This is a genomic window from Promicromonospora sp. CA-289599 (genome assembly GCF_050936155.1).
Taxonomy (GTDB): Bacteria; Actinomycetota; Actinomycetes; order Actinomycetales; family Cellulomonadaceae; genus Promicromonospora.
On record NZ_JBNJNI010000001.1, the window covers coordinates 4,921,728 to 4,947,157 of the forward strand.

Annotated in this window: 22 protein-coding genes and 1 rRNA gene; 19 read left to right on the plus strand and 4 right to left on the minus strand. The window is 69.8% G+C overall.

The genetic code is table 11. The features are described from left to right. Nucleotides 1-39 precede the first annotated feature (39 nt). Nucleotides 40-618, minus strand: coding sequence for a hypothetical protein (locus tag ACQEVI_RS21895; RefSeq protein WP_432902764.1), 579 nt, complete (start codon nt 616-618; stop codon nt 40-42). A 382-nt stretch (nt 619-1,000) separates the two neighbouring features. Then, entirely contained in the window at nt 1,001-1,606 is a 606-nt protein-coding gene (locus ACQEVI_RS21900) for a hypothetical protein (protein ID WP_432902767.1), read from the minus strand. A 168-nt stretch (nt 1,607-1,774) separates the two neighbouring features. Between ACQEVI_RS21900 and argC the strand changes: the two genes are divergently transcribed. From argC to ACQEVI_RS21965, 13 genes are all read left to right on the plus strand, one after another. After that, a complete protein-coding gene (gene argC, locus ACQEVI_RS21905) occupies nt 1,775-2,857 on the plus strand; it encodes an N-acetyl-gamma-glutamyl-phosphate reductase (RefSeq protein WP_432902769.1) in 1,083 nt (360 codons plus the stop codon). After that, nucleotides 2,854-4,050, plus strand: coding sequence for a bifunctional glutamate N-acetyltransferase/amino-acid acetyltransferase ArgJ (gene argJ, locus ACQEVI_RS21910; protein ID WP_432902772.1), 1,197 nt, complete (start codon nt 2,854-2,856; stop codon nt 4,048-4,050). The genes argC and argJ overlap by 4 nt, the downstream gene beginning before the upstream one ends. Continuing rightward, nucleotides 4,047-4,973, plus strand: a complete 927-nt coding sequence (gene argB / locus ACQEVI_RS21915; RefSeq protein WP_432902774.1) for an acetylglutamate kinase — start codon at nt 4,047-4,049, stop codon at nt 4,971-4,973. Before argJ ends, argB begins: the two co-directional genes overlap by 4 nt. Next, nucleotides 4,970-6,250 (plus strand): acetylornithine transaminase, encoded by a 1,281-nt coding sequence (locus tag ACQEVI_RS21920; RefSeq protein ID WP_432902777.1) that lies wholly within the window; start codon nt 4,970-4,972, stop codon nt 6,248-6,250. The genes argB and ACQEVI_RS21920 overlap by 4 nt, the downstream gene beginning before the upstream one ends. Beyond that, a complete protein-coding gene (gene argF / locus ACQEVI_RS21925) occupies nt 6,247-7,176 on the plus strand; it encodes an ornithine carbamoyltransferase (protein WP_432902780.1) in 930 nt (309 codons plus the stop codon). The genes ACQEVI_RS21920 and argF overlap by 4 nt, the downstream gene beginning before the upstream one ends. Then, entirely contained in the window at nt 7,176-7,685 is a 510-nt protein-coding gene (locus ACQEVI_RS21930; protein WP_432902782.1) for an arginine repressor, read from the plus strand. The genes argF and ACQEVI_RS21930 overlap by 1 nt, the downstream gene beginning before the upstream one ends. Nucleotides 7,686-7,762: 77 nt before the next feature. Then, complete coding sequence (locus tag ACQEVI_RS21935) at nt 7,763-8,992, plus strand: argininosuccinate synthase (protein WP_432902785.1); 1,230 nt, start codon at nt 7,763-7,765, stop codon at nt 8,990-8,992. Next, the gene (gene argH, locus ACQEVI_RS21940) at nt 8,989-10,515 is read left to right on the plus strand and encodes an argininosuccinate lyase (RefSeq protein ID WP_432902788.1); all 1,527 of its coding nucleotides are present in this window, start codon (nt 8,989-8,991) and stop codon (nt 10,513-10,515) included. The genes ACQEVI_RS21935 and argH overlap by 4 nt, the downstream gene beginning before the upstream one ends. Next, nucleotides 10,512-11,063 (plus strand): uridine kinase family protein, encoded by a 552-nt coding sequence (locus ACQEVI_RS21945; protein WP_432902791.1) that lies wholly within the window; start codon nt 10,512-10,514, stop codon nt 11,061-11,063. The genes argH and ACQEVI_RS21945 overlap by 4 nt, the downstream gene beginning before the upstream one ends. Nucleotides 11,064-11,181: 118 nt before the next feature. Next, on the plus strand, nt 11,182-12,987 hold the full coding sequence (locus tag ACQEVI_RS21950) for a protein kinase domain-containing protein (RefSeq protein ID WP_432902794.1): 1,806 nt from the start codon (nt 11,182-11,184) through the stop codon (nt 12,985-12,987). 76 nt (nt 12,988-13,063) lie between these two features. Next, the gene (locus tag ACQEVI_RS21955) at nt 13,064-13,426 is read left to right on the plus strand and encodes a PadR family transcriptional regulator (RefSeq protein WP_432902796.1); all 363 of its coding nucleotides are present in this window, start codon (nt 13,064-13,066) and stop codon (nt 13,424-13,426) included. Further along, nucleotides 13,426-14,772 carry a permease prefix domain 1-containing protein gene (locus ACQEVI_RS21960; RefSeq protein WP_432902799.1) on the plus strand — a complete coding sequence of 449 codons (1,347 nt, stop codon included), beginning with the start codon at nt 13,426-13,428 and terminating at the stop codon, nt 14,770-14,772. The genes ACQEVI_RS21955 and ACQEVI_RS21960 overlap by 1 nt, the downstream gene beginning before the upstream one ends. 22 nt (nt 14,773-14,794) lie before the next feature. After that, complete coding sequence (locus ACQEVI_RS21965; protein WP_432902802.1) at nt 14,795-15,469, plus strand: DNA-3-methyladenine glycosylase; 675 nt, start codon at nt 14,795-14,797, stop codon at nt 15,467-15,469. Between the two features lie 63 nt (nt 15,470-15,532). Here ACQEVI_RS21965 and ACQEVI_RS21970 read toward each other — a convergent pair whose 3' ends face one another. Both ACQEVI_RS21970 and ACQEVI_RS21975 read right to left on the minus strand, forming a co-directional pair. Then, entirely contained in the window at nt 15,533-16,525 is a 993-nt protein-coding gene (locus ACQEVI_RS21970; RefSeq protein WP_432902805.1) for an ATP-grasp domain-containing protein, read from the minus strand. 44 nt (nt 16,526-16,569) lie between these two features. Continuing rightward, on the minus strand, nt 16,570-17,859 hold the full coding sequence (locus ACQEVI_RS21975) for an MFS transporter (protein WP_432902808.1): 1,290 nt from the start codon (nt 17,857-17,859) through the stop codon (nt 16,570-16,572). 112 nt (nt 17,860-17,971) lie between these two features. Between ACQEVI_RS21975 and ACQEVI_RS21980 the strand changes: the two genes are divergently transcribed. The 6 genes from ACQEVI_RS21980 to ACQEVI_RS22005 all read left to right on the plus strand — a co-directional run bounded on the left by ACQEVI_RS21980 (nt 17,972) and on the right by ACQEVI_RS22005 (nt 25,144). Next, nucleotides 17,972-18,673, plus strand: a complete 702-nt coding sequence (locus ACQEVI_RS21980) for a helix-turn-helix transcriptional regulator (protein ID WP_432902811.1) — start codon at nt 17,972-17,974, stop codon at nt 18,671-18,673. A 122-nt stretch (nt 18,674-18,795) separates the two neighbouring features. Continuing rightward, entirely contained in the window at nt 18,796-19,197 is a 402-nt protein-coding gene (locus ACQEVI_RS21985) for a VOC family protein (protein WP_432902814.1), read from the plus strand. A 123-nt stretch (nt 19,198-19,320) separates the two neighbouring features. Continuing rightward, the gene (tyrS, locus tag ACQEVI_RS21990; protein ID WP_432902817.1) at nt 19,321-20,580 is read left to right on the plus strand and encodes a tyrosine--tRNA ligase; all 1,260 of its coding nucleotides are present in this window, start codon (nt 19,321-19,323) and stop codon (nt 20,578-20,580) included. 165 nt (nt 20,581-20,745) lie between these two features. Further along, the gene (locus ACQEVI_RS21995; RefSeq protein WP_116674681.1) at nt 20,746-21,009 is read left to right on the plus strand and encodes a hypothetical protein; all 264 of its coding nucleotides are present in this window, start codon (nt 20,746-20,748) and stop codon (nt 21,007-21,009) included. Between the two features lie 26 nt (nt 21,010-21,035). Then, nucleotides 21,036-22,859, plus strand: a complete 1,824-nt coding sequence (glmS, locus tag ACQEVI_RS22000) for a glutamine--fructose-6-phosphate transaminase (isomerizing) (protein ID WP_432902820.1) — start codon at nt 21,036-21,038, stop codon at nt 22,857-22,859. A 763-nt stretch (nt 22,860-23,622) separates the two neighbouring features. Continuing rightward, nucleotides 23,623-25,144 (plus strand): 16S ribosomal RNA (locus ACQEVI_RS22005). Nucleotides 25,145-25,430 lie beyond the last annotated feature (286 nt).

A 25,430-nucleotide genomic window follows, 5' to 3' on the forward strand; every position in this document is an offset into this window, starting at 1 on the left:
CAAGTCCTCATACCTCCACTCGGGTCGTCCGGCCACCGTCTACTGCGTGATGACGTGGGCTTCGCCGACGACGATCTGGGTCTCGTTGGTGAGGTCCAGGGTGAAGGTGCCGGACTGGCCGGCTCCGTGCCAATCGACTACCCAGTGGGACGTGGCCGTCACGGCGTAGGGGTTGCCCTGCTTCTTGTAGACGTGGCCGCAGTCCGGAGATTCCTTCTTGCCGAAGCTGTCCTGGTAGGGGGTGCCTGCGCCCCGGCAGGTCACGGTGGTCCCGTCGCCCATGTTCCAGTCGATGCGCGCTACTCGTCCGGTCGAGGTGACCGTCGCGCCGCCTGCGGGTGCGGTAGCGGTGAGCGGCCCGGTGGTCTGGATGCCGGGCTCCTGGACCCACATCCACACGGGCATCCCGACCAGTCCGACGCGGTCGGGCTGATTCTCGGGCACGATCCCGATGGTGATCTTGGTCGGGTTGGCCCGGGCGAACGCGTCGCGGGCGATCTGCTCGACGTCGATGCTTCCTTCGGGGGCAGCGGCCCACCAGCGTTGCGTGCAGTCCGCGATGGGTAGGTGATCCCCGGCAGACTGGTCACAGTCTCCGCTGCGTAAGAGGCAGGTCATGATGACGCCGTCGTCGTGCCCTGCCCAGATGGGATTCGTCTTGACTGGTGGCGGGTCTACGACGGTCGCGTAGCAGCGACCGTTCCATAGGCCGCCGTCCCGGTCTGTGCAGGGGACCTCTCTGACGTCGTCCTTGCAGACTGGCTTGTCGCCCTTGACGGGAGTCGTGCCGCCGGGCGACGAATCGTCAGGTGATCCGGGCTCGTCACCTTCGCAAACCCATCCGTCCTCCGTGGGCCTGCAGTTCCCCGACCCGCGCCCCGGCGCATCGGGCTCGCCGGCACGAGCCGCTGGGATGATTGCGGTGGCAAGCACCATCGCGACGCTAAGGGCCAGCACAGTGATCGGCTGGGGGATGCCCACGAGAAGAGGCCGGCCCACTTCAGCACTCCTTCTTCGTGGAGGTGGTCTCATTGATCGTCCACAGTTCGCTGGGCTGCCCCTGCATTACCACTTCTCTGACATACCTGCCCTGCCGTTCATTCGGCAGGACCTTTCCATCGGGATCGACGATGTCGAATCCGGTTGAGTCAATGCAGAGGCGCAGGCGTACCCGGTGACCGCTGATGGTGTCCGCAAGTGGATCCCCGTCGTACTCGGAATCGATCACGGAGGCGATCGGCTTGATGTCCCCGACCAGCTTGTAGCCGTGCTCGACGATGAAGTCCCACTTCATCTCCTCGTTGGAGTGGATGTCGGGGTGTCCGAGGTAGAGCGCGACGTCGTCGTAGCCGTTGGTGCCGGCCTTCTGGTGCTTCTCGTCGATATCGCGGTACTCCTCGTACCGCCGCAGGGCGTCAGCGATTCGCTCCTGCTTCGCGGCCTTGGCCGGGTTCGTGGGCGTCGGTGATGCGGACGCAGACACAGATGTGGTCGGGGATGCCGCTGGCGTCACGTCGTCCTGCCCGGAACAGCCAGACAGGACAACCGCCAGAGCGGTACAGGCGATGATGCCGAACGTAGACGTCGGGCGATTCGGGCGAGCCATGTGGTCTGGCAGTCCTCTCGGGGCAGGCAGGCGAGTTGCGCCCCCGCAGCGTATTTGGCCCCGAAGGGTCTGTCACGGATTCACCCGCCCGCCGGAGCGGTCCAGCAGCCGACGCCCGCATCACCGACCGACTGTGACAGCACTGCATAACTATGTATAGTACGGAATATGTCCAGCAGCCAGCTCATCCGAGTCGCCGTCGCCGGCGCGTCCGGTTATGCGGGAGGGGAGGCCCTGCGCCTCCTCGCGGCCCACCCTTTCGTCGAGATCGGCACGCTCACCGCCCACTCGAACGCCGGGTCGAGCCTCGGCGAGGTCCAGCCGCACCTGCGCGGCCTCGCGAACCGCATCCTGGAACCGACCACGCCGGACACGCTGGGCGGGCACGACGTGGTGCTGCTCGGTCTGCCGCACGGCGCGTCGGGGAAGGTCGCGGCAGAGCTCCCGGACGACGTCCTGGTCATCGACCTGGGCGCCGACCACCGGCTGGAGTCCGCGAGCGACTGGGAGCAGTTCTACGGTTCCGCGCACGCGGGGACCTGGCCCTACGGCCTGCCCGAGCTGATCCACGCCGAGGCGCCCGGCGCCGACGTAGCCACGGCCGCCCGGCAGCGCGACAAACTGGCCGGCGCGCGCCGTATCGCGGTGCCCGGCTGCAACGTCACGGCGGTCACGCTCGGCCTGCAGCCCGGTGTCGCGGCCGGCGTCGTCGAGCCGACGGACATCGTCGCCGTGCTGGCCAACGGCTACTCGGGCGCGGGCAAGGCGCTCAAGCCGCACCTCCTGGCGAGCGAGGCGCTCGGCTCCGCACAGCCGTACGCGGTGGGCGGCACGCACCGGCACATCCCGGAGATCCAGCAGAACCTGCGGGCCGCCGGCGCACCCGAGGTGACCATCAGCTTCACGCCCACCCTCGTGCCGATGGCGCGGGGCATCCTCGCGACCGCGACGGCCCCGCTGGCCAAGGGCGTCGACCCGGAGCAGGTCCGCGCCGCGTGGGAGGCCGCCTACGCCGACGAGCCGTTCGTGCACCTGCTCCCGGAGGGCCAGTGGCCCAGCACCGCGATGACGCTGGGCGCCAACACGGCGTGCGTGCAGGTGGCGGTCGACGCCGCTGCCCGCCGGGTCGTCACCGTCACCGCCATCGACAACCTCGTCAAGGGGACCGCCGGCGCCGCGATCCAGTCCATGAACCTCGCCCTCGGCCTGCGGGAGACCGCCGGCCTCATCACCGAAGGAGTCGCGCCATGACCGACACCGCAGCGGGGGTCACCGCGGCGCAGGGGTTCCGGGCCGCCGGCGTCACCGCAGGCCTCAAGGCGTCCGGCACGCCGGACCTGGCGCTCGTCGTCAACGACGGTCCCGAGTTCGCCGCCGCCGCGGTGTTCACGAGCAACCGCGTGGTCGGCGCGCCGGTCATGTGGTCGCGCCAGGCGGTCAAGGACGGCGTCGCGCGCGCAGTCGTGCTGAACTCCGGCGGCGCCAACGTGTGCACCGGCCCCGGCGGGTTCCAGGACGCGCACGCCACCGCGGAGAAGGTCGCGGACGAGCTCGGGATCGGCGCGATCGACGTGCTCGTGGCCTCGACCGGCCTGATCGGTGTGCGCCTCGCCGCGGACAAGCTGCTCGCGGGCGTCCCCGTCGCGGTGAACGCCCTCGCGGCCGACGCCGCAGCGGGGCAGGCCGCCGCCACCGCCATCATGACCACCGACACCGTGTCCAAGACGGCGGTCCGCACGGTCGAGACGCCGGTGGGCACGTTCACCGTGGGCGGCATGGCCAAGGGCGCCGGCATGCTCGCCCCGGCGCTGGCGACCATGCTGTGCGTGATCACCACGGACGCCGTCGTCCCGGCTGCCGACGCCGATTCGGCGCTGCGCGCCGCGACCCGGGTCACGTTCGACCGCGTCGATTCCGACGGCGCCATGTCCACCTCGGACACCGTGGTCCTGATGGCGTCGGGCGCCTCCGGCGTGACGCCGGACCTCGACGTGCTCACCGAGGCCGTCACGGCCATCTGCGCCGACCTGGCCCGCCAGCTCATCGCCGACGCCGAGGGCGCGTCCCACGACATCGCCATCACCGTCACGAACGCGACCACCGAGGACGCCGCACTGGCCGTGGCCCGCGCCGTGAGCCGGTCCAACCTGGTCAAGGCCGCGGTCTTCGGCAACGACCCCAACTGGGGCCGCATCCTCTCCCAGGTCGGCACGGTGCCCGAGGAGGTCGCGCCCTTCGACCCCGCCGAGCTCGACGTGAGCGTCAACGGCGTCCTGGTCTGCAAGGCGGGCGGTGCGCACGAGCCGCCGGAGAAGGTCGACATGGCCGCGTCGCGCGACGTCACGTTCACCATCGACCTGCACGCCGGCGACGCCGAGATCACGCTCTGGACCAACGACCTCACACACGACTACGTCCACGAGAACAGCGCGTACAGCTCATGAGCAGCGACATCGTCAACGGGCTGCGGCCCGACCAGAAGGCGGAGGTGCTGATCGAGGCCCTGCCCTGGCTGCAGGAGTTCTCCGGCGCGCTCGTCGTCGTCAAGTACGGCGGCAACGCGATGCTCGACGCCGAGCTCAAGGCGGCGTTCGCGCAGGACATGGTGTTCCTGCGGCAGGTGGGGCTGCGGCCCGTCGTCGTGCACGGCGGGGGACCGCAGATCAACGCCATGCTCGACCGGCTCGGTATCGCCTCGGAGTTCAAGGGCGGCCTGCGCGTCACCACGCCGGAGGCGATGGAGGTGGTGCGCATGGTCCTGACCGGCCAGGTCAGCCGGGAGCTCGTGGGCCTGATCAACGCGCACGGCCCCGTCGCCGTCGGCCTCTCGGGGGAGGACGGCGGCCTGCTCGGCGCCGAGCGCCGCCACGCCATCGTGGGGGGCGAGCCCGTCGACGTCGGCCTCGTGGGCGACGTCGTCCAGGTGGACCCGCGCGCCGTCGAGGACCTGCTGCAGGCCGGCCGCATCCCCGTGGTGTCCACCATCGCGCCCGACAAGGACGACCCCACCCAGGTGCTGAACGTCAACGCGGACACCGCGGCCTCGGCGCTCGCGGTGGCCCTGGGCGCCAAGAAGCTCATCGTCCTGACCGACGTCGAGGGTCTGTACACGAGCTGGCCCGACAAGGGCTCGCTCGTGGAGCGGATCACGGCGCCGGAGCTGGCCGAGCTGCTGCCCAGCCTGGAGTCCGGGATGGTGCCGAAGATGGAGGCGTGCCTGCGCGCGGTCGAGGGCGGGGTGGCCGCCGCGACGGTCATCGACGGGCGCCAGCCGCACAGCGTGCTGCTGGAGGTCTTCACCACGCGAGGCAACGGGACGATGGTCGTTCCAGCGCCGTCCGCCCAGAAGGAAGGTGCCACGGCATGAGCACGCTGACCCCCACCGAGGGCGGCTCGGACCTGTCCGCGAACGGCTCCGTCGCAGCCTGGACCGAGCGGTACACGGGCGCGGTGATGGACACGTTCGGCCCGCCGCAGCGCGTCCTGGTGCGCGGCGAGGGCGCTCACGTGTGGGACGCGGACGGCAAGCGGTACCTCGACCTGCTCGCGGGTATCGCCGTGAACGCGCTCGGCCACGCGCACCCGACGCTCACCGCCGCGATCAGCGCCCAGCTCGGCACGCTCGGCCACGTCTCCAACTTCTTCGGCACGCCCGCCCAGATCGCGCTGGCCGAGACGCTGCTGCGGATCGCCGAGGCGCCCGAGGGCTCGCGAGTGTTCCTGACCAACTCCGGCACCGAGGCGGTCGAGGCGGCGTTCAAGATGACGCGCCGGGTCGCGTCGTCGTCCGGTGTGGGTACCCGCACGCGGGTGCTCGCGCTTGAGGGCGGCTTCCACGGCCGGTCGATGGGTGCCCTCGCGCTCACCGCGAAGGCCGCCTACCGGGAACCGTTCGAGCCGCTCCCCGGCGGCGTCGAGCACCTGCCGTTCGGTGACCTCACGGCGCTGGAGGCAGCGTTCTCGCCCCAGGCGATCGCCGAGCGCGGCGAGGTCGCCGCACTGGTCGTCGAGCCCGTGCAGGGTGAGGCGGGAGTACGCCCCCTGCCCCCGGGCTACCTCGTGGCCGCCCGCCGGCTGACCACCACGCACGGCGCGCTGCTCGTCCTGGACGAGGTCCAGACCGGCATGGGCCGGTGCGGTACCTGGTTCGCCTACCAGCAGCCGGAGATCGGCGGCGGCATGGTGCCCGACGTCGTCATGGTCGCCAAGGGCCTCGGCGGCGGCTTCCCCGTGGGTGCGGTGATCGCGTACGGCGCTGCCGCACGCCTGCTGGGTCGCGGCCAGCACGGCAGCACCTTCGGCGGGAACCCCGTCGCCGCGACCGCCGCGCTCGCGACGATCGGTGTCATCGAGCGCGACGCACTGCTCACCAACGTGCGGGAGATCGGGGCGCAGCTGCGCCAGAAGATCGAGACGAACGGCAGCCCGCTCGTCAAGGAGGTCCGCGGGCGCGGGCTGCTGCTCGCCATCGTGCTGAACGAGCCGGTGGCGCCGCGGGTGGCCGCGGCGGCGCTGGAGGCGGGGTTCATCGTGAACGCGGTGGCGCCCGACGCGATCCGGCTCGCCCCGCCCCTGATCCTGACGGCGGACCAGGCCGCCGAGGCTGCCCGCTTCTTTGCAACCCTTTCGGAGGACTTCGCATGACCCGCCACTTCCTGCGCGACGACGACCTGACGCCCGCCGAGCAGAAGACGGTCCTGGAGCTCGGCTTCGCCCTGCGCGAGGACCGGTTCGCCCGGCGTCCCCTGGAGGGCCCGCGCGCGGTCGCCTTCATCACGGACAAGCCGACGCTGCGCACCCAGGTGTCGTTCGCGGCGGGTATCGCGGAGCTCGGCGGGTTCCCGCTCGTCGTCGACGGCAACCTGGCCAAGATCGGCGTCCGCGAGTCCATCGCGGACACCACCCGCGTGCTCGACCGGCAGGTCTCCGCGATCGCGTGGCGCACGTTCGGCCAGGACCGGATCGAGGAGATGGCCGCGGTCTCGCGCGTGCCGGTCATCAACGCGCTGACCGACGACTTCCACCCGTGCCAGATCCTCGCGGACCTCCTCACGGTGGCGCAGCACCGCGGGCTCGACGCGCTGCCCGGCACCACGTTCGCCTACGTCGGTGACGCCGCGAACAACATGGGCAACTCCTACCTGCTGGGCTGCGTCACGGCGGGCATGCACGTGCGGATCGCGGGCCCGGAGGGCTACCTGCCCGACGCCGCGGTGGTCGCCCGCGCGCACGAGATCGCGGGCGGGACCGGGGGATCGGTGACCGTGACGACGTCCGCGAAGGAGGCCGTCGCGGGGGCGGACGTCGTGGCCACCGACACCTGGGTCTCGATGGGCGACGAGGCGCAGGCCGAGGAGCGTGCCAAGCCGTTCTGGGACTACCAGCTCAACGCGGACCTGCTCGCGGGCGCCGCCGAGGGCGCGCTCGTGCTGCACTGCCTGCCCGCCTACCGCGGCAAGGAGATCACCGCCGACGTGATCGACGGCCCGCAGTCAGTCGTCTGGGACGAGGCGGAGAACCGGCTGCACGCGCAGAAGGCGCTGCTGACCTGGCTGCTGGGGCAGGGCTGATGGTCGTCAAGCAGACGGCGACCACCGCGACGACGAAGGCGGCCCGGCACGCCCGGATCACCGAGATCGTGACGCGCAACGCCATCCACTCGCAGGCGGAGCTGGCCGAGGCGCTGGCGGCCGACGGCGTGAGCGTCACGCAGGGCACCCTCTCGCGCGACCTGATCGAGCTGCAGGCCGAGAAGGTGCGCGGCTCGGACGGCACCCTCGTCTACGCGGTCCCGGGTGAGGGCGGGGACCGCAGCACGCAGTCGGACGCGAGCGAGGAGTACCTGTCGGCCCGGCTGACCCGGCTCGCCAAGGAACTGCTGGTCTCCGCGGAGTCGTCCGGCAACCTCGTGGTCCTCCGAACCCCGCCGGGGGCAGCGAACCTGCTGGCCTCGGCGATCGACCACTCGGTGTTCCCGGGGATGCTCGGCACCATCGCCGGCGACGACACGATCCTCGTCATCGCGCGGGACGCCGACGGCGCCGCGCTGGCGGGTCGCTTCCTCGCGCTGAGCACCTAAAACTTTGTCTGTAGGCAGATCTGTAGGCAGACAAGCATCGCAACTGACACACCACCACCGGAAAGAGATCGTCAATCATGACTGAACGCGTCGTGCTCGCCTACTCGGGCGGCCTGGACACCTCCGTCGCCATCGGCTGGATCGCCGAGGCCACCGGGGCCGAGGTGGTCGCCGTGGCCGTCGACGTCGGCCAGGGTGGCGAGGACATGAACGTCATCCGCAAGCGCGCGCTGGACTGCGGCGCCGTCGAGGCGTACGTCGCCGACGCGCGCGACGAGTTCGCCAACGACTACTGCATGCCCGCGCTGCGGGCCAACGGTCTGTACCTCGACCGCTACCCGCTGGTCTCGGCCATCTCCCGGCCGGTCATCGTGAAGCACATGGTGGCGGCGGCCCGGCAGTTCGGCGCCTCGACCGTCGCGCACGGCTGCACCGGCAAGGGCAACGACCAGGTCCGCTTCGAGGTGGCCACCACCTCCCTCGCGCCCGACCTGAAGTCGATCGCTCCGGTGCGTGACCTCGCGCTGACCCGCGAGAAGGCCATCGACTACGCCGAGAAGCACGACCTGCCCATCGCGACGACGAAGAAGAACCCCTTCTCGATCGACCAGAACGTCTGGGGCCGTGCGGTCGAGACGGGCTTCCTCGAGGACATCTGGAACGAGCCCACCAAGGACGTCTACTCCTACACGGACGACCCGACGTTCCCGCCGGTGGCGGACGAGGTCATCATCACGTTCGAGCAGGGTGTGCCCGTGGCGCTCGACGGCGTCGCCGTCACCCCGCTGCAGGCCATCCAGGAGATGAACCGCCGAGCCGGTGCCCAGGGCGTCGGCCGGATCGACATCGTCGAGGACCGCCTCGTGGGCATCAAGTCCCGCGAGATCTACGAGGCCCCTGGGGCCATCGCGCTCATCGCGGCCCACCAGGAGCTGGAGAACGTCACCGTCGAGCGGGAGCAGGCCCGGTTCAAGCGCCAGGTGGAGCAGCGCTGGAGCGAGCTCGTCTACGACGGCATGTGGTTCTCGCCGCTGAAGAAGTCGCTCGACGTCTTCATCGACGACACCCAGAAGTACGTCTCCGGCGAGATCCGCATGGTCATGCACGGCGGCCGGGCCACCGTCACGGGACGCCGCTCGGAGCAGTCGCTGTACGACTTCAACCTCGCCACCTACGACGAGGGCGACGCGTTCGACCAGTCCATGGCGCGCGGCTTCATCGAGATCTACGGCCTGACGGCCAAGCTCGCCGCCGCGCGCGACGAGAAGTTCGGCAACGGCGTGGACCTGGGGGTCGGGGCACTGTGACGGAGCACGACGGCACACCTCAGGACCCGGCGGGGCAGGACGTCGCGGGTCACGACGCTGCAGGGCAGAGCGTCGCGCGGCCGGCGTCGTCCGGCACCGTCGATGCGCACACCGGCGAGAAGGTAGCCCTCTGGGGCGGCCGGTTCGCCGGCGGCCCGTCGCCGGAGCTCGCCGCGCTCTCGCAGTCGACGCACTTCGACTGGCGACTCGCGCCGTACGACATCGCCGGCTCCAAGGCGCACGCCCGGGTCCTGGCGGGGGCCGGACTGCTCACCGAGCCGGAGCTCGCCCGGATGATCGACGCCCTCGACATGCTGGAGCAGGACGTCGCCTCCGGCGCCTTCCTCCCGGTGCTCGACGACGAGGACGTGCACACCGCCCTCGAACGCGGGCTGCTGGAGCGTGCCGGGGACGACCTGGGCGGCAAGCTCCGCGCCGGCCGGTCCCGCAACGACCAGATCGCCACGCTCGTGCGGCTCTACCTGCGTGACCAGGCGCGCACCGTCGCCGGGCAGCTCCTGGACCTGGTGGACGAGCTGATCACCCAGGCGGAAGCCGCGGGCGATGCCCCCATGCCGGGCCGCACCCACCTGCAGCACGCTCAGCCGGTCCTGCTGGCGCACCACCTCCTCGCGCACGCCTGGCCGATGCTGCGCGACGTCGACCGGTTCCTCGACTGGGACGTGCGCGCCTCGAAGTCCCCGTACGGCTCCGGTGCGCTCGCGGGTTCGTCCCTCGGGCTGGACCCGGCGGCCGTCGCCGCCGACCTGGGGCTGGAGGGCGGGCCGGTCGAGAACTCGATCGACGGGACCGCCTCGCGCGACGTCGCGGCGGAGTTCGCGTTCGTCGCGGCGATGATCGCCGTCGACCTGTCGCGGATCGCGGAGGAGGTCATCCTCTGGAACACCAAGGAGTTCGGGTTCGTCCGGCTGGACGACGCGTACTCCACGGGCTCGTCGATCATGCCGCAGAAGAAGAACCCGGACATCGCCGAGCTCGCGCGTGGCAAGGCCGGGCGCGTGATCGGCGACCTCACGGGCCTGCTCACCACGCTCAAGGGCCTGCCGCTCGCGTACAACCGCGACCTGCAGGAGGACAAGGAGCCGGTGTTCGACCAGGTGGCGACGCTCACCACCGTGCTGCCCGCGTTCAGCGGCATGGTGCGGACGATGGTCTTCGACACCGACCGGATGGCGGAGCTCGCCCCGCAGGGCTTCTCGCTCGCCACCGACATCGCCGAGTGGCTCGTCCGCCAGGGTGTCCCGTTCCGGGTGGCGCACGAGGTGGCCGGTTCCTGCGTACAGGAGTGCGAGGCCCGCGGCATCGAGCTGTGGGACCTGACCGACGAGGACCTGGTCAAGATCTCGGAGCACCTCACGCCCGAGGTGCGCGGCGTCCTGTCGGTCGAGGGCTCCCTGGCCTCGCGCGACGCCGTGGGCGGCACCGCCCCGGTGCGCGTGCGGGAGCAGATCGCAGCGGCGAAGGAGCGTTCGACGGAGTACCGGTTCTGGGCCCAGCCGTGACGGTCTCACCCGCCGTCCTCGGCGACCTGCTCGACCGGATCCGGTCCGCCGACGCGCGCCTCGTGTGCGTCGACGGACCGGCCGGCTCCGGCAAGACGACGCTGGCCGCCCAGCTGGCCGACGCGTTCGAGGCGCCGGTGGTCCACATGGACGACCTCTACGAGGGCTGGGCCGGCGGCCCGGACGCCGGCGCCGCCAACCTGCGCCGGTGGGTCCTCGACCCGCTGGCGGCGGGGGAGCCCGTCCGCTACCGGCGGTACGACTGGGTGGAGAACGACTGGGCCGAGTGGCACGACGTCCCGCCGTCCACCCATCTCGTGGTGGAAGGGTGCGGTGCGGCCGCACGCCAGGTGGACGCGCTGGGTGCGTTCCGCATCTGGGTGGAGGCGGACGACGCCGAGCGCCTGCGTCGGGGCCTGGAGCGCGACGGCGCCGACGCGCGCGAGCACTGGCTGCGCTGGATGACGCAGGAAGCGGCCCACTACGAGCGCGAGGGGACCCGGGAACGCGCTGACGTGCGGCTGGACGGGTTCGGCCGCCCCGCCTGACCCGCACAGCGCCTGGCCCGTGCGGGTTGAGCTGTCGCGTCGCCCGAGTGGTTTACAGCCCGTCGAGAGCACTGGAAGACTGCCCGCGCAGGTTGTGTCGTCCAACGAAGGCAGACAGGTGTTCCTCGAACCGCTCGGCACAAGTGATCCTGCCTCCGTCGGCCCCTACCGGCTGCTTGGTCGCCTGGGTCGCGGGGGGATGGGGGTCGTCTACCTGGGGCGGTCGCGCGGCGGGCGCGACGTCGCGGTCAAGGTGGTGAGCCCGGAGCTGTCCACCGACGACCAGTTCCGGCGGCGGTTCGAGCGTGAGGTCGCCGCGGCACGTCGCGTCGGTGGGTTCTACACGGCGGCGGTGGTGGACGCGGACACCGGCGCCTACCGGCCGTGGATGGCGACGAGCTACATCCCCGGGCCGACGCTCCAGGCCGCGGTGGACGCGCAGGGCCCGTTCACCGTCGAGGCCGTGCGGGCGATCGGCGCCGGTCTGGCGGAGGGTCTCGCGACGATCCACGCCGCCGGTCTCGTGCACCGGGACCTGAAGCCGGCCAACATCGTGGTCGCCGCCGACGGTCCGCGCGTCATCGACTTCGGCATCACCCGGGCCCTGGACTCGGCGTCGGTCACGACGTCCCGGGTGCTGATGGGGACACCCGCGTACATGCCGCCCGAGCAGGCACTCGGTGGGGAGGTCACGGCCGCGGGCGACGTGTTCTCCCTGGGGGGTGTGCTCGCGTTCGCCGCGACGGGCAGCAGCCCGTTCGGCGACGGCAGGATGGAGGCGATGGTCTACCGGCTGGTGCATGCCGAGCCCGACCTGGCCGCCGTGCCGCCGGAGCTGCGGGATCTCGTGGCCGCGTGTCTCGCCAAGGATCCCGCCGCCCGGCCGGGCGTCGAGGACGTACTGGAGGGTCTGGCCGACGGCGACGCGTCGAACCGGCCGTGGCTCACCGGACCGGTCGCCGAGATGATCGCGGAACGGGACGGGATCGCGACGGCGCCCTCGGCGCGCCTGGTGTCTCCAGTCTCGTCGACGCCCTCGGTTCCCCAGGTACCCCCGGTCTCTCCGGCAGGCCAGGCATCCTCGGTGCCCCTGGTGGGCCCGGTGGACGCACCCCCTCGCGATGACCATGACCCCACCAACGTGGCGGCCACCCAGCTGCCCACGCCGGCGTCGCCAGAGGCCCCGGCGGCCCCTGCCGTCGGGCAGGGCGATCGCAAGCCCCGCCGTGGACGCGGCTTCTGGGCCGCCGTGGCCGGGGGCGTCGTCGTGGTCGCGGCAGGCGCCGTCCTCGCCGCCGTGCTCCTGAACGGCCGTGGCGACGAGCCGGTCGACGTCGTGGCGGCCGCGGCCGACTGCCCGTCGGCCTCTACCGAGGAGCGGGCGACGTACAGCCTGCCGGACGCGTCGGCCGCCCAGGGTCGCACCTGGGAGGTCGTGCTCGACACGTGTCTCGGCGAGATCGGCCTGGAGCTCGACGGTGCCACGGCCCCGCACGCCGTCGCCTCGTTCCTCACGCTCGCCGACGGCGGGTACTTCGACGGGACCGGGTGCCACCGGCTGTACACGGGTGAGGTCTCGGGGCTCCAGTGCGGAGACCCGACGTTCACCGGCACCGGTGGTCCGGGGTACCGGTTCGGCCCGCTGGAGAACGCCCCGGAGGACGGCGTCTACCCGGCCGGGACCCTCGCGATGGCGCGGTCCACGGGCGACGCCGACTCGATGGGCTCGCAGTTCTACCTGGTGTTCGCCGACTCGCACGTACCGCCGGACTCCGCCGGCGGGTACACCGTCTTCGGGCGGGTCACGAGCGGACTCGACGTACTCAGGGCGGTCGGGGCGGAAGGGGTCCAGGGCGCCGCCGCCGACGGCCCTCCCGAGGTTCCCGTCACCATCGAGCGGGTCGAGATCCCGGCCGCCGACTGACAAAACCAATACCTAGATCCGCTAGGCCTAGATCTGCTAGGGTTCCAACCCTAGAAGACCTAGGCATAGGAGTGCTATGCACATCGACAAGGATCTGGTGGCCGCCTCGGCCACCCCGCTCGTCCTCGGCATCCTGGCCGACGGCGAGTCGTACGGCTACGCGATCGTCAAGCGCGTCAACGAGCTCTCCGGCGGGCGCATGCAGTGGACCGACGGGATGCTGTACCCCTTGCTGCACCGGCTGGAGCGGCTCGGGTACGTGGAGGCGAGCTGGGGCACCTCGGAGGCAGGACGCCGACGCAAGCACTACGCGATCACGCCGGCCGGCCGCGAGACCCTCGCCGACCGGCAGCAGCAGTGGTCAGTGGTGGCCGACGCCCTGAAGCAGGTGTGGCAGGACGTCCAGCGACCTCCCGTCGTCGCAGAAGGGTGGGCATGATGAGCACCAACCCCGAGCTCGAAGCACAGATCGACCAGTGGCGCGGGTACGTCCAGCGCCGTCGGGCCATCTCGGCGAGCGACGTGGAGGAGATGGAGGACCACCTGCGCGAGCAGGTGACCGACCTGACCGGTACCGGGCTCGACGACGACGAGGCCTTCCTCGTCTCCGTCAAGCGCATGGGCAACCTCGACGACGTCTCCCGCGAGTTCGCCCGTGAGCACTCCGACCGGCTGTGGAAGCAGCTCGTGCTCGTCCCCGAACCGTCCGACGGCGGTGCGCGGTCCTGGCGCGAGCTCGGTGTCGTCCTGGCGCTCGCCCTCGGCGCGGGAGCCGCGGTCAAGCTGGGCACCGAGCTGTTCGCCGACGAGATGGTGGTCGCGCGCAACATCGGTCTCCTGGTGCTCCCGTTCCTCGCCGGCTACTTCGCCTGGAAGCGCAAGCTCACCTGGCGGGTCGGCGCGGCGCTCCTGGTCCCGTTCGCCGTCCTCGCGGTGGTGCTGAACGTCTACCCGTTCGAGCCGGACGGCTCGACCCTGTTCCTCGCGGCGAGCCACTCGATGGTCGCCCTGTGGGCGCTGGTCGCCGTCGCGTACGCCGGCGGCAGATGGCGGTCCGACGCACGCCGGATGGACTACGTCCGCTTCACCGGCGAGCTCGCCATCTACTTCGTCCTCATCGCGCTCGGCGGGGGAGTGCTCATCGGGCTCACCCTCGGCACCCTCGGCCTGGTCGGCGTGGACTTCGAGCCCGTCCTCGAGTCCTGGATCCTGCCGTTCTGCGTGCCAGGTGCGCTCATCGTCGCGGCCTGGCTGGTCGAGGCCAAGCAGAACGTCGTCGAGAACATCGCGCCGGTCCTGACCCGCGTCTTCACGCCGCTGACCATCGTGATGCTGTTGGTGTTCCTCGGCGTCTTCGCCACCACGGGCGGCCTGCTCGACGTCGACCGCGAGCTGCTCATCCTCATGGACGCGGTCCTCGTGCTCGTGCTGTGCCTGCTGCTCTACTCGATCTCCGCCCGCGAATCGCTCGCGCCGCCCGGCCTGTTCGACGTGCTCCAGCTCGTGCTGGTGGTCGCGGCGCTCGCGGTCGACGCGGTCACCCTGAGCGCGATGCTGACCCGCATCGCCGAGTTCGGGTTCAGCGCCAACAAGGTGGCGGCCCTCGGGCTGAACCTGGTGCTGCTGGTGCACCTGGCCTGGTCGGCCTGGCTGACCGCCGGGTTCCTCCGGGGCGCGCGGCCGTTCGCCCCGATCGAACGCTGGCAGACGCGGTACCTCCCGGCGTACGCCGTGTGGGCGCTGATCGTGGTCGTGATCTTCCCGCCCGTCTTCGCGTTCGCCTAGCGGGTCCGTGCATGATCGGGGCATGAAGTCTCCCGAGGCCATCCTCAGCGTCCCGGGCAGGGACTGGTACCTGCGACCAGTTCTCGACGTCGCCCGGGACCTGCTGGGGGCCACGCTCACGACGCGCACGCCCGACGGCGTCGTCTCCCTGCGCCTCACCGAGGTGGAGGCGTACGACGGAGCCACCGACCCCGGCTCGCACGCCTTTCGCGGCCCCAACCGGCGGAACGCGACGATGTTCGGCGAGCCCGGGCGGCTGTACGTGTACCGCCACCTGGGCCTGCACCACTGCGTGAACCTGGTGTGCGGCCCGGAGGGAGAGGCCTCGGCGGTGCTGGTCCGAGCCGGCGAGGTGCTCGGCGGCCCCGAGTCCGACGGCGTCCGACTCGCCCGTTCGCGCCGGATCGCCACGGGTGTGGTGCGGGTCGACCGTGACCTGGCCCGTGGCCCGGCGCGCCTGGCGGTCGCCCTGGGCATCAACCTGTCCGAGGACGGCGCCGACGTCACCGAACCGGACGGCGCCGTGGTGCTGCACCGCCAGCCGGTCGAGACCCCGAGCGTCGTCGTCCGCACCGGCCCTCGCGTAGGCGTGAGCGGCGACGGCGGCCGTGCCGACCTGTATCCCTGGCGTCTCTGGCTGGACGGTGAGGAGACGGTCTCCGCCTACCGCGCTGCTCAGCCCCACCGTCGCGGCTGAAGACAGCGTGAAGGCCGGGCTCCCGTCGTCCGGCGGGGGGTCCCGGCCTCACTTCCGTTCCCCTCAGCGAAGGGCGGCAGCTCCAGGGTAGGTCTCCTTCAGCACCCGGGCCAGGTGCCGCACGATCTCGCGCGGCCCCGACCTCGCGGTGCCCCGCTCGACGTCGCTGTTGTAGTTCGTGTTGGTGTTCACGTCGTACGTCAGGACGCGGCCGTCGGCGGTCCGGATGTTCTCGATCCCCGCCACCTCGATCCCGTGCCGCCGCGTGAACTCGAGGTACTTGGCGACCACCGGGTCGTCGTAGCCCTCGCGCTCGGAGAACAGGCCCCAGTCCTCGTCGGGCGCCATGGAGATGGTCGCGCCCACCGGCGGGACCGGCCGGCCCGTCTCCGGGTCGATCGCGCACGCGTCGGCGGGGCAGAGCTGAAACCCGCCGCGCTCCGTGTCGCCGCGGACGGCGTAGACCATCTCGCCGCCGACGATCTCCACGCGCGTGATACCGCCGTCGGCCGCGACCACGTACTCCTGGATCAGCGTGATGCCGTCAACGGGCTCCTCGTACTCGTCGGAGCCCACGTAGTCGGCCAGGTCGTCGAATGACTCGAACTTGCGCACGCCGAGGCCCTTGCCGCCCTGGTTGTGCTTGGTGACGAACGGGGTGGGGAACCCCTGCGCGGCCTTCAGCACCTGCTCGCGCCCGACGGCGGCCACGGTGCGGGGCGTGTCGATCCCGGCGGCGCGCAGCGCGGTGAGCTGGTCCACCTTGCTGACCTCGAGCTCCAGCACGCGGCGGCCGTTGACGGTGCGCCGCCCGGAGGCCTCTAGCCAGGACAGCACCGCACGCGAGTAGTCCTTGGTGAGCCCGTGGTCGCGCGTGTGGCTGCTCGCCGAGATGCGGGACCAGAAGATGCCCTCCGGCGGTGCCTCGTCGAGGTCGAGCACGCCGTCCGTCAGCACCCACTCGACGTACTCGACACCCTCGGCGGCGAAGGCCTCCGCGAACGGCGGGAACCACTCGGGGTTCTCGTGCAGGGCATAGATCTTGGGGGTGCTCACAGGAACCTTCCGAACGCTCAGCCTTGTCTGCGGGACAAGACAGGTCAGTGGGACACGTCAATCCTGTCACGCGAGCCGGGGTCGTCGTCCACGGGCTCCGGCGCCACGTCGACCTGCGCCAGGGAGCGCCGAGCGGCCGGTACGGCGAGGATCCCGCCCAGCACGGCGACCAGCAGGGCGCCGGCCAGGATCAGGAGCGACTCCACGGAGTACTGGTCGGCCAGCGGGCCGAACACGACCATGGACAGCGGCATCGCGACGGTCATCACGATCCCGACGAAGCCGAAGACCCGGCCCTGCATCTCAGGCTCCACACGTTCCTGGAGGATCGTGAACGCCGGCGTGTTGAGGGTCGCGAACGTGATGCCGATCAGCAGGCCGAACCCGAAGAACACCCACATGTTCGTGGAGAAGCCGAGGCCCGCGACGAGCACACCGGTGGTCACCACGGAACCCACCATGAGCCGCACCCGGCGCTTGATCCGCGGACCGACGGTGGCCATGATGATGCCGCCCAGCAGCATGCCGCCGCCCCAGAAGAGCTCGTTGGCGGTCAGCTTCCACACCTCGTCGCCGAACGTGCGGGTGACCATCAGCGGCGTGAGGTAGCTCGGCGCGCCGACCAGGAACATCACCAGGGCGAACAGCGAGACCAGCCACTTCACGGGGCCGTTCGAGCCGATGTACCGCACACCCGCGACGAGGTCGCCGAAGTAGCTGACCGGACCGTCCTCGGCGTCGGCCCGCACCAGGCGGGGCACGGTGACCAGGGCGAGCATCCCGACGCCGATGAGCGCGGTCACCGCGTCCACGAAGAACACGGTGACGATGTCGAAGGACGCATAGACCACGGCCGCCAGGGCGGGGGCGAGCAGCATCATCCCCGACTGGATCGACTGGAAGATGCCGTTGACGCGCATCAGCTGGTCGGTCGGCGCGATCTGCGGGATCATCGCGCTCACCGCGGGCGTCTGGATACCCGCGAAGGTCGATCGGACGGCCAGCGCGACGTAGATGACCCACAGGTCGTCGATGCCGCTGACCATCAGCAGGGCCAGTCCGAGCGTGACCACGGCGATGGTCGTGTCGGCGCCCATGATCAGGAGCTTGCGGGAGTGCCGGTCGGCCCACACCCCGCCGAAGATCGACATGACCGCCTGCGGCAGCATGCCGAAGACGATGCTCATCATGAGAACGGCCCCGGACCGGGTCTCGATGGTCAGGTGCCACATGACGGCGAACATGACCAGCATGGACCCGAGCAGCGAGATGGTCTGTCCGGTCAGGAACAGCGCTACGTTCCGCTTCCAGCCGGGCATGTCGTTGTCGGTCATGATTCCAGCCTGCCTGACCGGAAGGCTGAGCGCTGAGGCTTTTTCGTTTCCATGGAACGTCCGACGACGACGCCCACCAGAACTCATCGCACGGGCCGCATAGGCTCGCCGGGTGAACAGGACCGACCGCATGTACGCGATCGTCGAGGAGCTGCGAGCCGTCTCCCCGCGTCCGCGGAGCGCGTCGTGGTTGGCCGGCCGGTTCGAGGTCAGCCGACGGACCATCGAGCGCGACATCAGCGCACTGCAGCAGACGGGTGTGCCCGTATGGGCCGAGCCTGGCCGCACCGGGGGCTACTGCCTGGACCGCGCCAGAACGCTGCCGCCGGTGAACTTCAGCCCCGACGAGGCGGTCGCCGTCGCCGTAGCGCTGGGCGGTATGGCCGGGACACCGTTCGCGGCCGCTGGTTCGACGGCGCTGCGCAAGATTCTCGCGGCCATGCGGGACGACGACGCGACTGCCGCCCACGACCTCGCAGGCCGTGTGCACCTGCTCGGGGCGCCACCGGAGGTGCCTCCGGTTCCCGCGGTCCTCGCCCACGCGATCTCCGCGCGCAGGGTCCTGCGTCTGCGGTACACGGACCGTGCGGGTACCGGGACCACGCGTGACGTCGAGCCGCTCGGCTATGTCGGGTCGTCCACCGGGTGGTACCTGCTGGCCTGGTGCCGGCTGCGCGACGGGATCCGGGCTTTCCGCCTCGACCGCATCGACGGTGTCACGGCAACCAGCGAGCATGCGCCCCGAAGGGTCGTCCGGCCGGAAGACGTCCAGATCCCGGAGGGGGACCTGCGCACCTTGACGCTCCTGGGCTGACTCCGGCTCGATCCGCGAGGAGAAGATCGTCGGGAAACACCGACAGAGCGGTGTCGCCGAGCAGGGAGACGCTGGTCGTGAGCCGCGGGGAGTCCGTGGCCACGACCAGGAGGTCCACCACCATGAACCACACGACCCTCGCCTCCGTGCGCCTCATCACCGACGACGTCGACCGGCTGACGGCCTTCTACGAGCACCTCACCGGTGTCACGGCGGACCGGCCGTCACCCGAGTTCGCCGAGCTGCGCACGGACAAGGGCACCCTCGCCATCGGCAGCACCCGCACGGTCCAGCTCTTCGGCCCGGGATCCGCAGGCCCCGCGGACAACCGCACGGCCATCGTGGAGTTCCTCGTCGACGACGTGGACGCGCTGTTCACCAGGATCGGCGACACGGTCGAGACCGTGACCGCACCGACGACGATGCCGTGGGGCAACAGGTCGCTGCTCGTGCGAGACCCGGACGGCACCCTGGTGAACTGCTTCACGCCCGTGAGCCCGGAGGCGCAGGCCAGATTCGCGTAGGTGCCGGGCCGAATGAAGGCGAGCCCCGCACCGCCGTCAGGCAGACTAGGACCTGCGGACCCACGAAGGGCACGCCGTGCGGCCCGCCCGGGCCGTACCCACACGAAACAAGGAGCAACCACGGTGACCGACATCCTCGACGAGCTGCAATGGCGAGGCCTGGTGGCACAGTCCACCGACGAGGCCGCGCTGCGTTCTGCACTGTCGGAGGGCACCGTCGACTATTACGTGGGCTTCGACCCCACCGCGCCGTCCCTGCACATCGGCAACCTGGTCCAGATCCTGACCGCACGCCGCCTGCAGGACGCCGGACACCGGCCGACCGCGCTGGTCGGCGGCGCGACCGGGCTCATCGGCGACCCCAAGATGGCGGGCGAGCGCACGCTCAACGACCCGGAGGTCGTCGCCGGCTGGGTGGAGCGCATCCGCGGCCAGATCGAGCCGCTGCTCACCTGGGACGGACCCAACGCCGCCACGATGGTGAACAACCTGGACTGGACGTCAGGGCTGTCGGCGATCGCGTTCCTGCGCGATATCGGCAAGCACTTCCGGATGAGCACCATGCTCGCCAAGGACACGGTCGCGCGGCGGCTCAGCTCGGACGAGGGCATCAGCTTCACGGAGTTCAGCTACCAGGTGCTGCAGGGGATGGACTTCCTCGAGCTGTACCGGCGACGTGGGGTCACCCTGCAGACGGGCGGCAGCGATCAGTGGGGCAACCTGCTCGCCGGTGTCGAGCTGGTCCGCAAGGCCGAGGGGGCGAGCGCCCACGCGCTCACCACGCCGCTCATCACCAAGGCCGACGGCACCAAGTTCGGCAAGACGGAGGGCGGCGCCGTCTGGCTCGACCCCGACATGACGAGCCCCTACGCCTTCTACCAGTTCTGGCTCAACCAGGCGGACGCCGACGTCGTGAACTACCTCAAGGTGTTCACCTTCCGCAGCCGGGAGGAGATCGCGGAGCTGGAGCGCGAGGTCGCCGAGCGGCCCTTCGCCCGCGAGGCCCAGAAGGCGCTCGCGGGCGACGTCACCACCCTGGTGCACGGCGCGGCCGCGACCGAGGCTGTCATCGCGGCGAGCCAGGCGCTGTTCGGCCGCGGTTCGCTCGACGACCTTGACGCCCGCACGCTCGCCGGAGCGGTGTCGGAGCTGCCGCGGGTGACGGCGAAGGCCGGTGACCTCGTCGTCGACCTGCTGGCGGGTTCGGGGATCGTCGCCTCCAAGGGCGAAGCACGCCGCGCGGTCAAGGAGGGCGGCGCCTACGTGAACAACGTCAAGGTCACCGCCGAGGACCAGGCTCTGACGGCCGAGGACCTGCTGCACGGCAGGTTCGCCGTCCTGCGGCGCGGAAAGAAGACGCTGGCGGTCGCCGCGTCGGAGTGATGCCACGCGCTACGGCCGCCTGACCGGCCGGTGCGTACGACGGCGGTCGCCTGCTGACAAGCGGGCGGCCGCCGTTTCGCATGCCAGCACACTGCTGGCGCCCCTTCTTGCCCGATATCGGGCAAGAAGTTGCTGATCTGGATGCGGATGGGCGAGTCTCACGGCATGAGGACGTCTTCCGACCTCGTCGCCCACGTGGCGGCGTCCACAGGACTCACGCCCGCCGAGGCGGCACGGGTGATCGGCGACGTCGTGGCGTACTACGCCACCCCGGTCGAGGAGATCGTCCGACGGCGGCACGCCGAGCTCAAGACCCATGGGGCCAAGAACCCCGAGATCTTCGCGCGCATCGCCGCCGAGCTGGAGCACCGGGTCGTCGCGGCGCCCCGGCTCAGCGAGCGGCAGCTGCGCCGGATGATCTACGGCTGAAGATCTACGGCTGAAGGAGAACAGACATGTGCGGAATCGTCGGTTACGTGGGGGGCCAGAACGCTGCTCCGTTGCTCGTGGAGGCGCTCGGCCGGCTGGAGCACCGGGGGTACGACTCGGCGGGCGTCGCCGTCGTCGGCTCCCAGCTGCGGGTGACCAAGCGTGCGGGCCGGGTGCGCGACCTCGCCGAGGTGCTGCCCAAGCGGATGCCCGGTCGCGTCGGCATCGGCCACACCCGCTGGGCCACGCACGGCCCCGCGACGGACGCCAACGCCCACCCGCACACGGACGCGAGCGGCGCGGTCGCGGTGGTGCACAACGGCATCATCGACAACGCCGCGGCGCTGCGCGCACGGCTCACCGACGAGGGTGTGGCACTCGTGAGCGACACCGACACCGAGGTCTTCGCGCATCTCATCGCCCGGTCGGACGCCGACACGCTCGAGGGCAAGGTCGTGGACGCCCTGGACGCCGTCGAGGGCACCTACGGGCTGGCCGTCGTGCACGCCGACTTCCCGGACCGCGTGGTGGTGGCCCGCAACGGCAGCCCGCTGCTGGTCGGGGTGGGGGACAAGGAGATGTTCATCGCCTCCGACCTCGCCGCACTGGTCCGGCACACCACCACGGTGGCGCACCTGACCGACGGCGAGCTGGCGACCGTGACGGCGTCAGGCTTCACGACGTTCCGCCGCGACCTGACGCGGACACAGACCACGGCGCGCGAGGTCGACGTCGACCCCAGTGCCTACGAGCACGGGCAGATCGACGGACGCCCCCGCATGTACACGGAGATGCTCGAGCAGCCGGCCAGCGTGGAGCGCGCGCTGCGCGGGCGCCTGGACGAGCGCTTCGCCACGGCCCACCTGGGCGGGCTCGACATGGACGCCCGTGAGCTGCGCGCCGTACGACGCGTCAAGATCCTGGGCTGCGGATCGGCGTACTACGTGGGACAGATGGGCGCGTCCCTCATCGAGGAGCTCGCACGCGTCCCCGCCGACGCGGAGGCAGCGAGTGAGTTCCGCTACCGGAGCCCGGTGATCGAGCCGGACACGCTCTACGTGGCGGTGAGCCAGTCGGGCGAGACTATCGACACCCTGCTGGCGGTCGAGGAGATCCGCCGCAAGGGCGGCCGGGTCATCGGCCTGGTCAACGTCGTCGGCTCCGCGATCGCCCGGGCCTGCGACGGAGGGATCTACCTGCACGCCGGACCGGAGATCGCCGTCGCCTCCACCAAGGCGCTCACCACGATGTTCGTGGGCTTCGCGCTGCTGGCGCTCCAGCTCGGCCGCGTTCGCGACCTGTCCGTCGCCGACGGACGCCGGCTCGTGGCCGGGTTGCAGAACCTGCCGGCCCAGATCGAGCAGGTGCTCGACGGCGAGGCGCGTATCGCTGAGGCGGCGAAGGCGCTCGCCGCCGCCGAGAGCCTGTTCTTCGTCGGTCGGGTCCGGGGATACCCGGTGGCGCGCGAGGGCGCGCAGAAGTTCAAGGAGATCAGCTACCGGCACGCCGAGGCGTACCAGATGTCGGAGCTCAAGCACGGGCCGCTCGCCCTCATCTCGCCCGAGGTGCCGACCGTCGCCATCGTGCCCGACGACGAGCTGACCGACCGCAACGTCGCGGCCCTGCACGAGATCGCCGCCCGCGGCGGGCCGCTGGTCGTCGTCACGCATCCGGGCGTGGACCTGGGGGAGCTGCGTGCGGAACGGATCGACGTGCCGCGCAGCGAACGGGAGCTCGACCCGGTGCTGCTGACGGTGCCGCTGCAACTGCTGGCGTACCACGCGGCCCTCACCCTCGGGCACGACGTCGACAAGCCGCGGAACCTGGCCAAGTCGGTGACCGTGGAATGACGACGGCGGCGGCGGGCACCCATCGGGTCCGCCGCCGATCCGTGGTTTCTGGCGCTCTGCGGCCCAGATCGCACGCTGATTTTGCGCGGGCGCCGATCGCTGTGTACTGTTCCGGTTGTTCGCCCGACAGGGAGGCACGGACAGGAAGCGCGACGAGCGCGACTGGCCGGTCCCGGGGCGGAAACCAAACCAGATCTGAGAGTGGCCTCGTGCGCTCTGGAGCTGGGGAGGGCTTGCCGGACAGGCACCCCGATGCACGAACCCTCACCAGGGTCCTTGCGCCGGAGAGCGTGGTAGGGTAAGTTGCACAGGTTGCCTCCGAACGTTGATCAAGCGGCTAGCGCCGCGATCGACCAGGAGGCGTCCCAACCTTCGCAAGTCATCAGAGATTCATTCTTCTGAAGATGGCGTAAATGGGAATCGGAAATGCTTCGGATGGTCGAAGAATTCTCCCGGCTGAGAGGCTGACGAGGATTTGGAAAAGTCCGAAAGAGCCTGGTAAGTTACAGGCACTGCCCCGGACAGGGAAGCGATCGGAAAGATTGCGGTCCTGACGGTGTGCGTCGGTTGTTTGAGAACTCAACAGTGTGCTTGATAGTCAATGCCAATGTTTTAACCCCTTGCGGGTGTGGCCTTGTCTGACCGTCCGGTTAGTCGGGTCGCATCGTTGTGGGGGTTGTTTTGGACAGATCTTAATCATCAGATTGGTCTGGCCGGTATCATTGTTCACGCTCGCCCCTTGGGTGGGTGTGGATGTTTCTCTTTTACGGAGAGTTTGATCCTGGCTCAGGACGAACGCTGGTGGCGTGCTTAACACATGCAAGTCGAACGGTGAAGCCCAGCTTGCTGGGTGGATCAGTGGCGAACGGGTGAGTAACACGTGAGCAACCTGCCCCCTACTTCGGGATAAGCCTTGGAAACGAGGTCTAATACCGGATATGAGCACCTGCCGCATGGTGGGTGTTGGAAAGTTTTTCGGTGGGGGATGGGCTCGCGGCCTATCAGCTTGTTGGTGGGGTAATGGCCTACCAAGGCGTCGACGGGTAGCCGGCCTGAGAGGGCGACCGGCCACACTGGGACTGAGACACGGCCCAGACTCCTACGGGAGGCAGCAGTGGGGAATATTGCACAATGGGCGAAAGCCTGATGCAGCGACGCCACGTGAGGGATGACGGCCTTCGGGTTGTAAACCTCTTTCAGCAGGGAAGAAGCGAAAGTGACGGTACCTGCAGAAGAAGCGCCGGCTAACTACGTGCCAGCAGCCGCGGTAATACGTAGGGCGCAAGCGTTGTCCGGAATTATTGGGCGTAAAGAGCTCGTAGGCGGTCTGTCGCGTCTGGTGTGAAATCCCATGGCTCAACTGTGGGCTTGCATCGGGTACGGGCAGACTAGAGTGCTGTAGGGGAGACTGGAATTCCTGGTGTAGCGGTGGAATGCGCAGATATCAGGAGGAACACCGATGGCGAAGGCAGGTCTCTGGGCAGTTACTGACGCTGAGGAGCGAAAGCATGGGGAGCGAACAGGATTAGATACCCTGGTAGTCCATGCCGTAAACGTTGGGCACTAGGTGTGGGGCGGGTTCCACTCGTTCTGTGCCGCAGCTAACGCATTAAGTGCCCCGCCTGGGGAGTACGGCCGCAAGGCTAAAACTCAAAGGAATTGACGGGGGCCCGCACAAGCGGCGGAGCATGCGGATTAATTCGATGCAACGCGAAGAACCTTACCAAGGCTTGACATGTACGAGAACGCGTTAGAGATAACGAACTCTTTGGACACTCGTACACAGGTGGTGCATGGTTGTCGTCAGCTCGTGTCGTGAGATGTTGGGTTAAGTCCCGCAACGAGCGCAACCCTTATCCTATGTTGCCAGCGGGTCATGCCGGGGACTCATGGGAGACTGCCGGGGTCAACTCGGAGGAAGGTGGGGATGACGTCAAATCATCATGCCCCTTATGTCTTGGGCTTCACGCATGCTACAATGGCCGGTACAGAGGGCTGCGATACCGTGAGGTGGAGCGAATCCCAAAAAGCCGGTCTCAGTTCGGATCGGGGTCTGCAACTCGACCCCGTGAAGTCGGAGTCGCTAGTAATCGCAGATCAGCAACGCTGCGGTGAATACGTTCCCGGGCCTTGTACACACCGCCCGTCAAGTCACGAAAGTTGGTAACACCCGAAGCTCACGGCCCAACCCGCAAGGGAGGGAGTGGTCGAAGGTGGGACTGGCGATTGGGACTAAGTCGTAACAAGGTAGCCGTACCGGAAGGTGCGGCTGGATCACCTCCTTTCTAAGGAGCTCATCTCCATCAGGCCCCACATAGTGGGGACGCCGGCCGCTCTACGGAGCACGTGTTCATCCTTCACGGGGTGGGGGCGATGGTTGGTGCTGGTGGCAGAGGCCAGGCCCAGGCCGTACGCGTCTGGGATGGTTGCTCATGGGTGGAACATTGACGAAGAGTCGCCCTGCCTGGGCTGATTGCTAGTACGCCGGTTGTGTCCTCCTCGGAGGGTCGTGACGGGTTGGAACGCGGTCTGCCGGGTGGTCGGGGGTTCGCCAAGCACACTGTTGGGTCC

Bases quoted from the DNA above. Each gene is read 5' to 3' on its own strand.
- ACQEVI_RS21895 (WP_432902764.1), bottom strand. From the start codon at position 618: ATGACCTGCCTCTTACGCAGCGGAGACTGTGACCAGTCTGCCGGGGAT.
- ACQEVI_RS21900 (WP_432902767.1), bottom strand. From the start codon at position 1,606: ATGGCTCGCCCGAATCGCCCGACGTCTACGTTCGGCATCATCGCCTGT.
- argC (WP_432902769.1), top strand. From the start codon at position 1,775: ATGTCCAGCAGCCAGCTCATCCGAGTCGCCGTCGCCGGCGCGTCCGGT.
- argJ (WP_432902772.1), top strand. From the start codon at position 2,854: ATGACCGACACCGCAGCGGGGGTCACCGCGGCGCAGGGGTTCCGGGCC.
- argB (WP_432902774.1), top strand. From the start codon at position 4,047: ATGAGCAGCGACATCGTCAACGGGCTGCGGCCCGACCAGAAGGCGGAG.
- ACQEVI_RS21920 (WP_432902777.1), top strand. From the start codon at position 4,970: ATGAGCACGCTGACCCCCACCGAGGGCGGCTCGGACCTGTCCGCGAAC.
- argF (WP_432902780.1), top strand. From the start codon at position 6,247: ATGACCCGCCACTTCCTGCGCGACGACGACCTGACGCCCGCCGAGCAG.
- ACQEVI_RS21930 (WP_432902782.1), top strand. From the start codon at position 7,176: ATGGTCGTCAAGCAGACGGCGACCACCGCGACGACGAAGGCGGCCCGG.
- ACQEVI_RS21935 (WP_432902785.1), top strand. From the start codon at position 7,763: ATGACTGAACGCGTCGTGCTCGCCTACTCGGGCGGCCTGGACACCTCC.
- ACQEVI_RS21955 (WP_432902796.1), top strand. From the start codon at position 13,064: ATGCACATCGACAAGGATCTGGTGGCCGCCTCGGCCACCCCGCTCGTC.
- ACQEVI_RS21960 (WP_432902799.1), top strand. From the start codon at position 13,426: ATGAGCACCAACCCCGAGCTCGAAGCACAGATCGACCAGTGGCGCGGG.
- ACQEVI_RS21965 (WP_432902802.1), top strand. From the start codon at position 14,795: ATGAAGTCTCCCGAGGCCATCCTCAGCGTCCCGGGCAGGGACTGGTAC.
- ACQEVI_RS21975 (WP_432902808.1), bottom strand. From the start codon at position 17,859: ATGACCGACAACGACATGCCCGGCTGGAAGCGGAACGTAGCGCTGTTC.
- ACQEVI_RS21985 (WP_432902814.1), top strand. From the start codon at position 18,796: ATGAACCACACGACCCTCGCCTCCGTGCGCCTCATCACCGACGACGTC.
- ACQEVI_RS21995 (WP_116674681.1), top strand. From the start codon at position 20,746: ATGAGGACGTCTTCCGACCTCGTCGCCCACGTGGCGGCGTCCACAGGA.
- glmS (WP_432902820.1), top strand. From the start codon at position 21,036: ATGTGCGGAATCGTCGGTTACGTGGGGGGCCAGAACGCTGCTCCGTTG.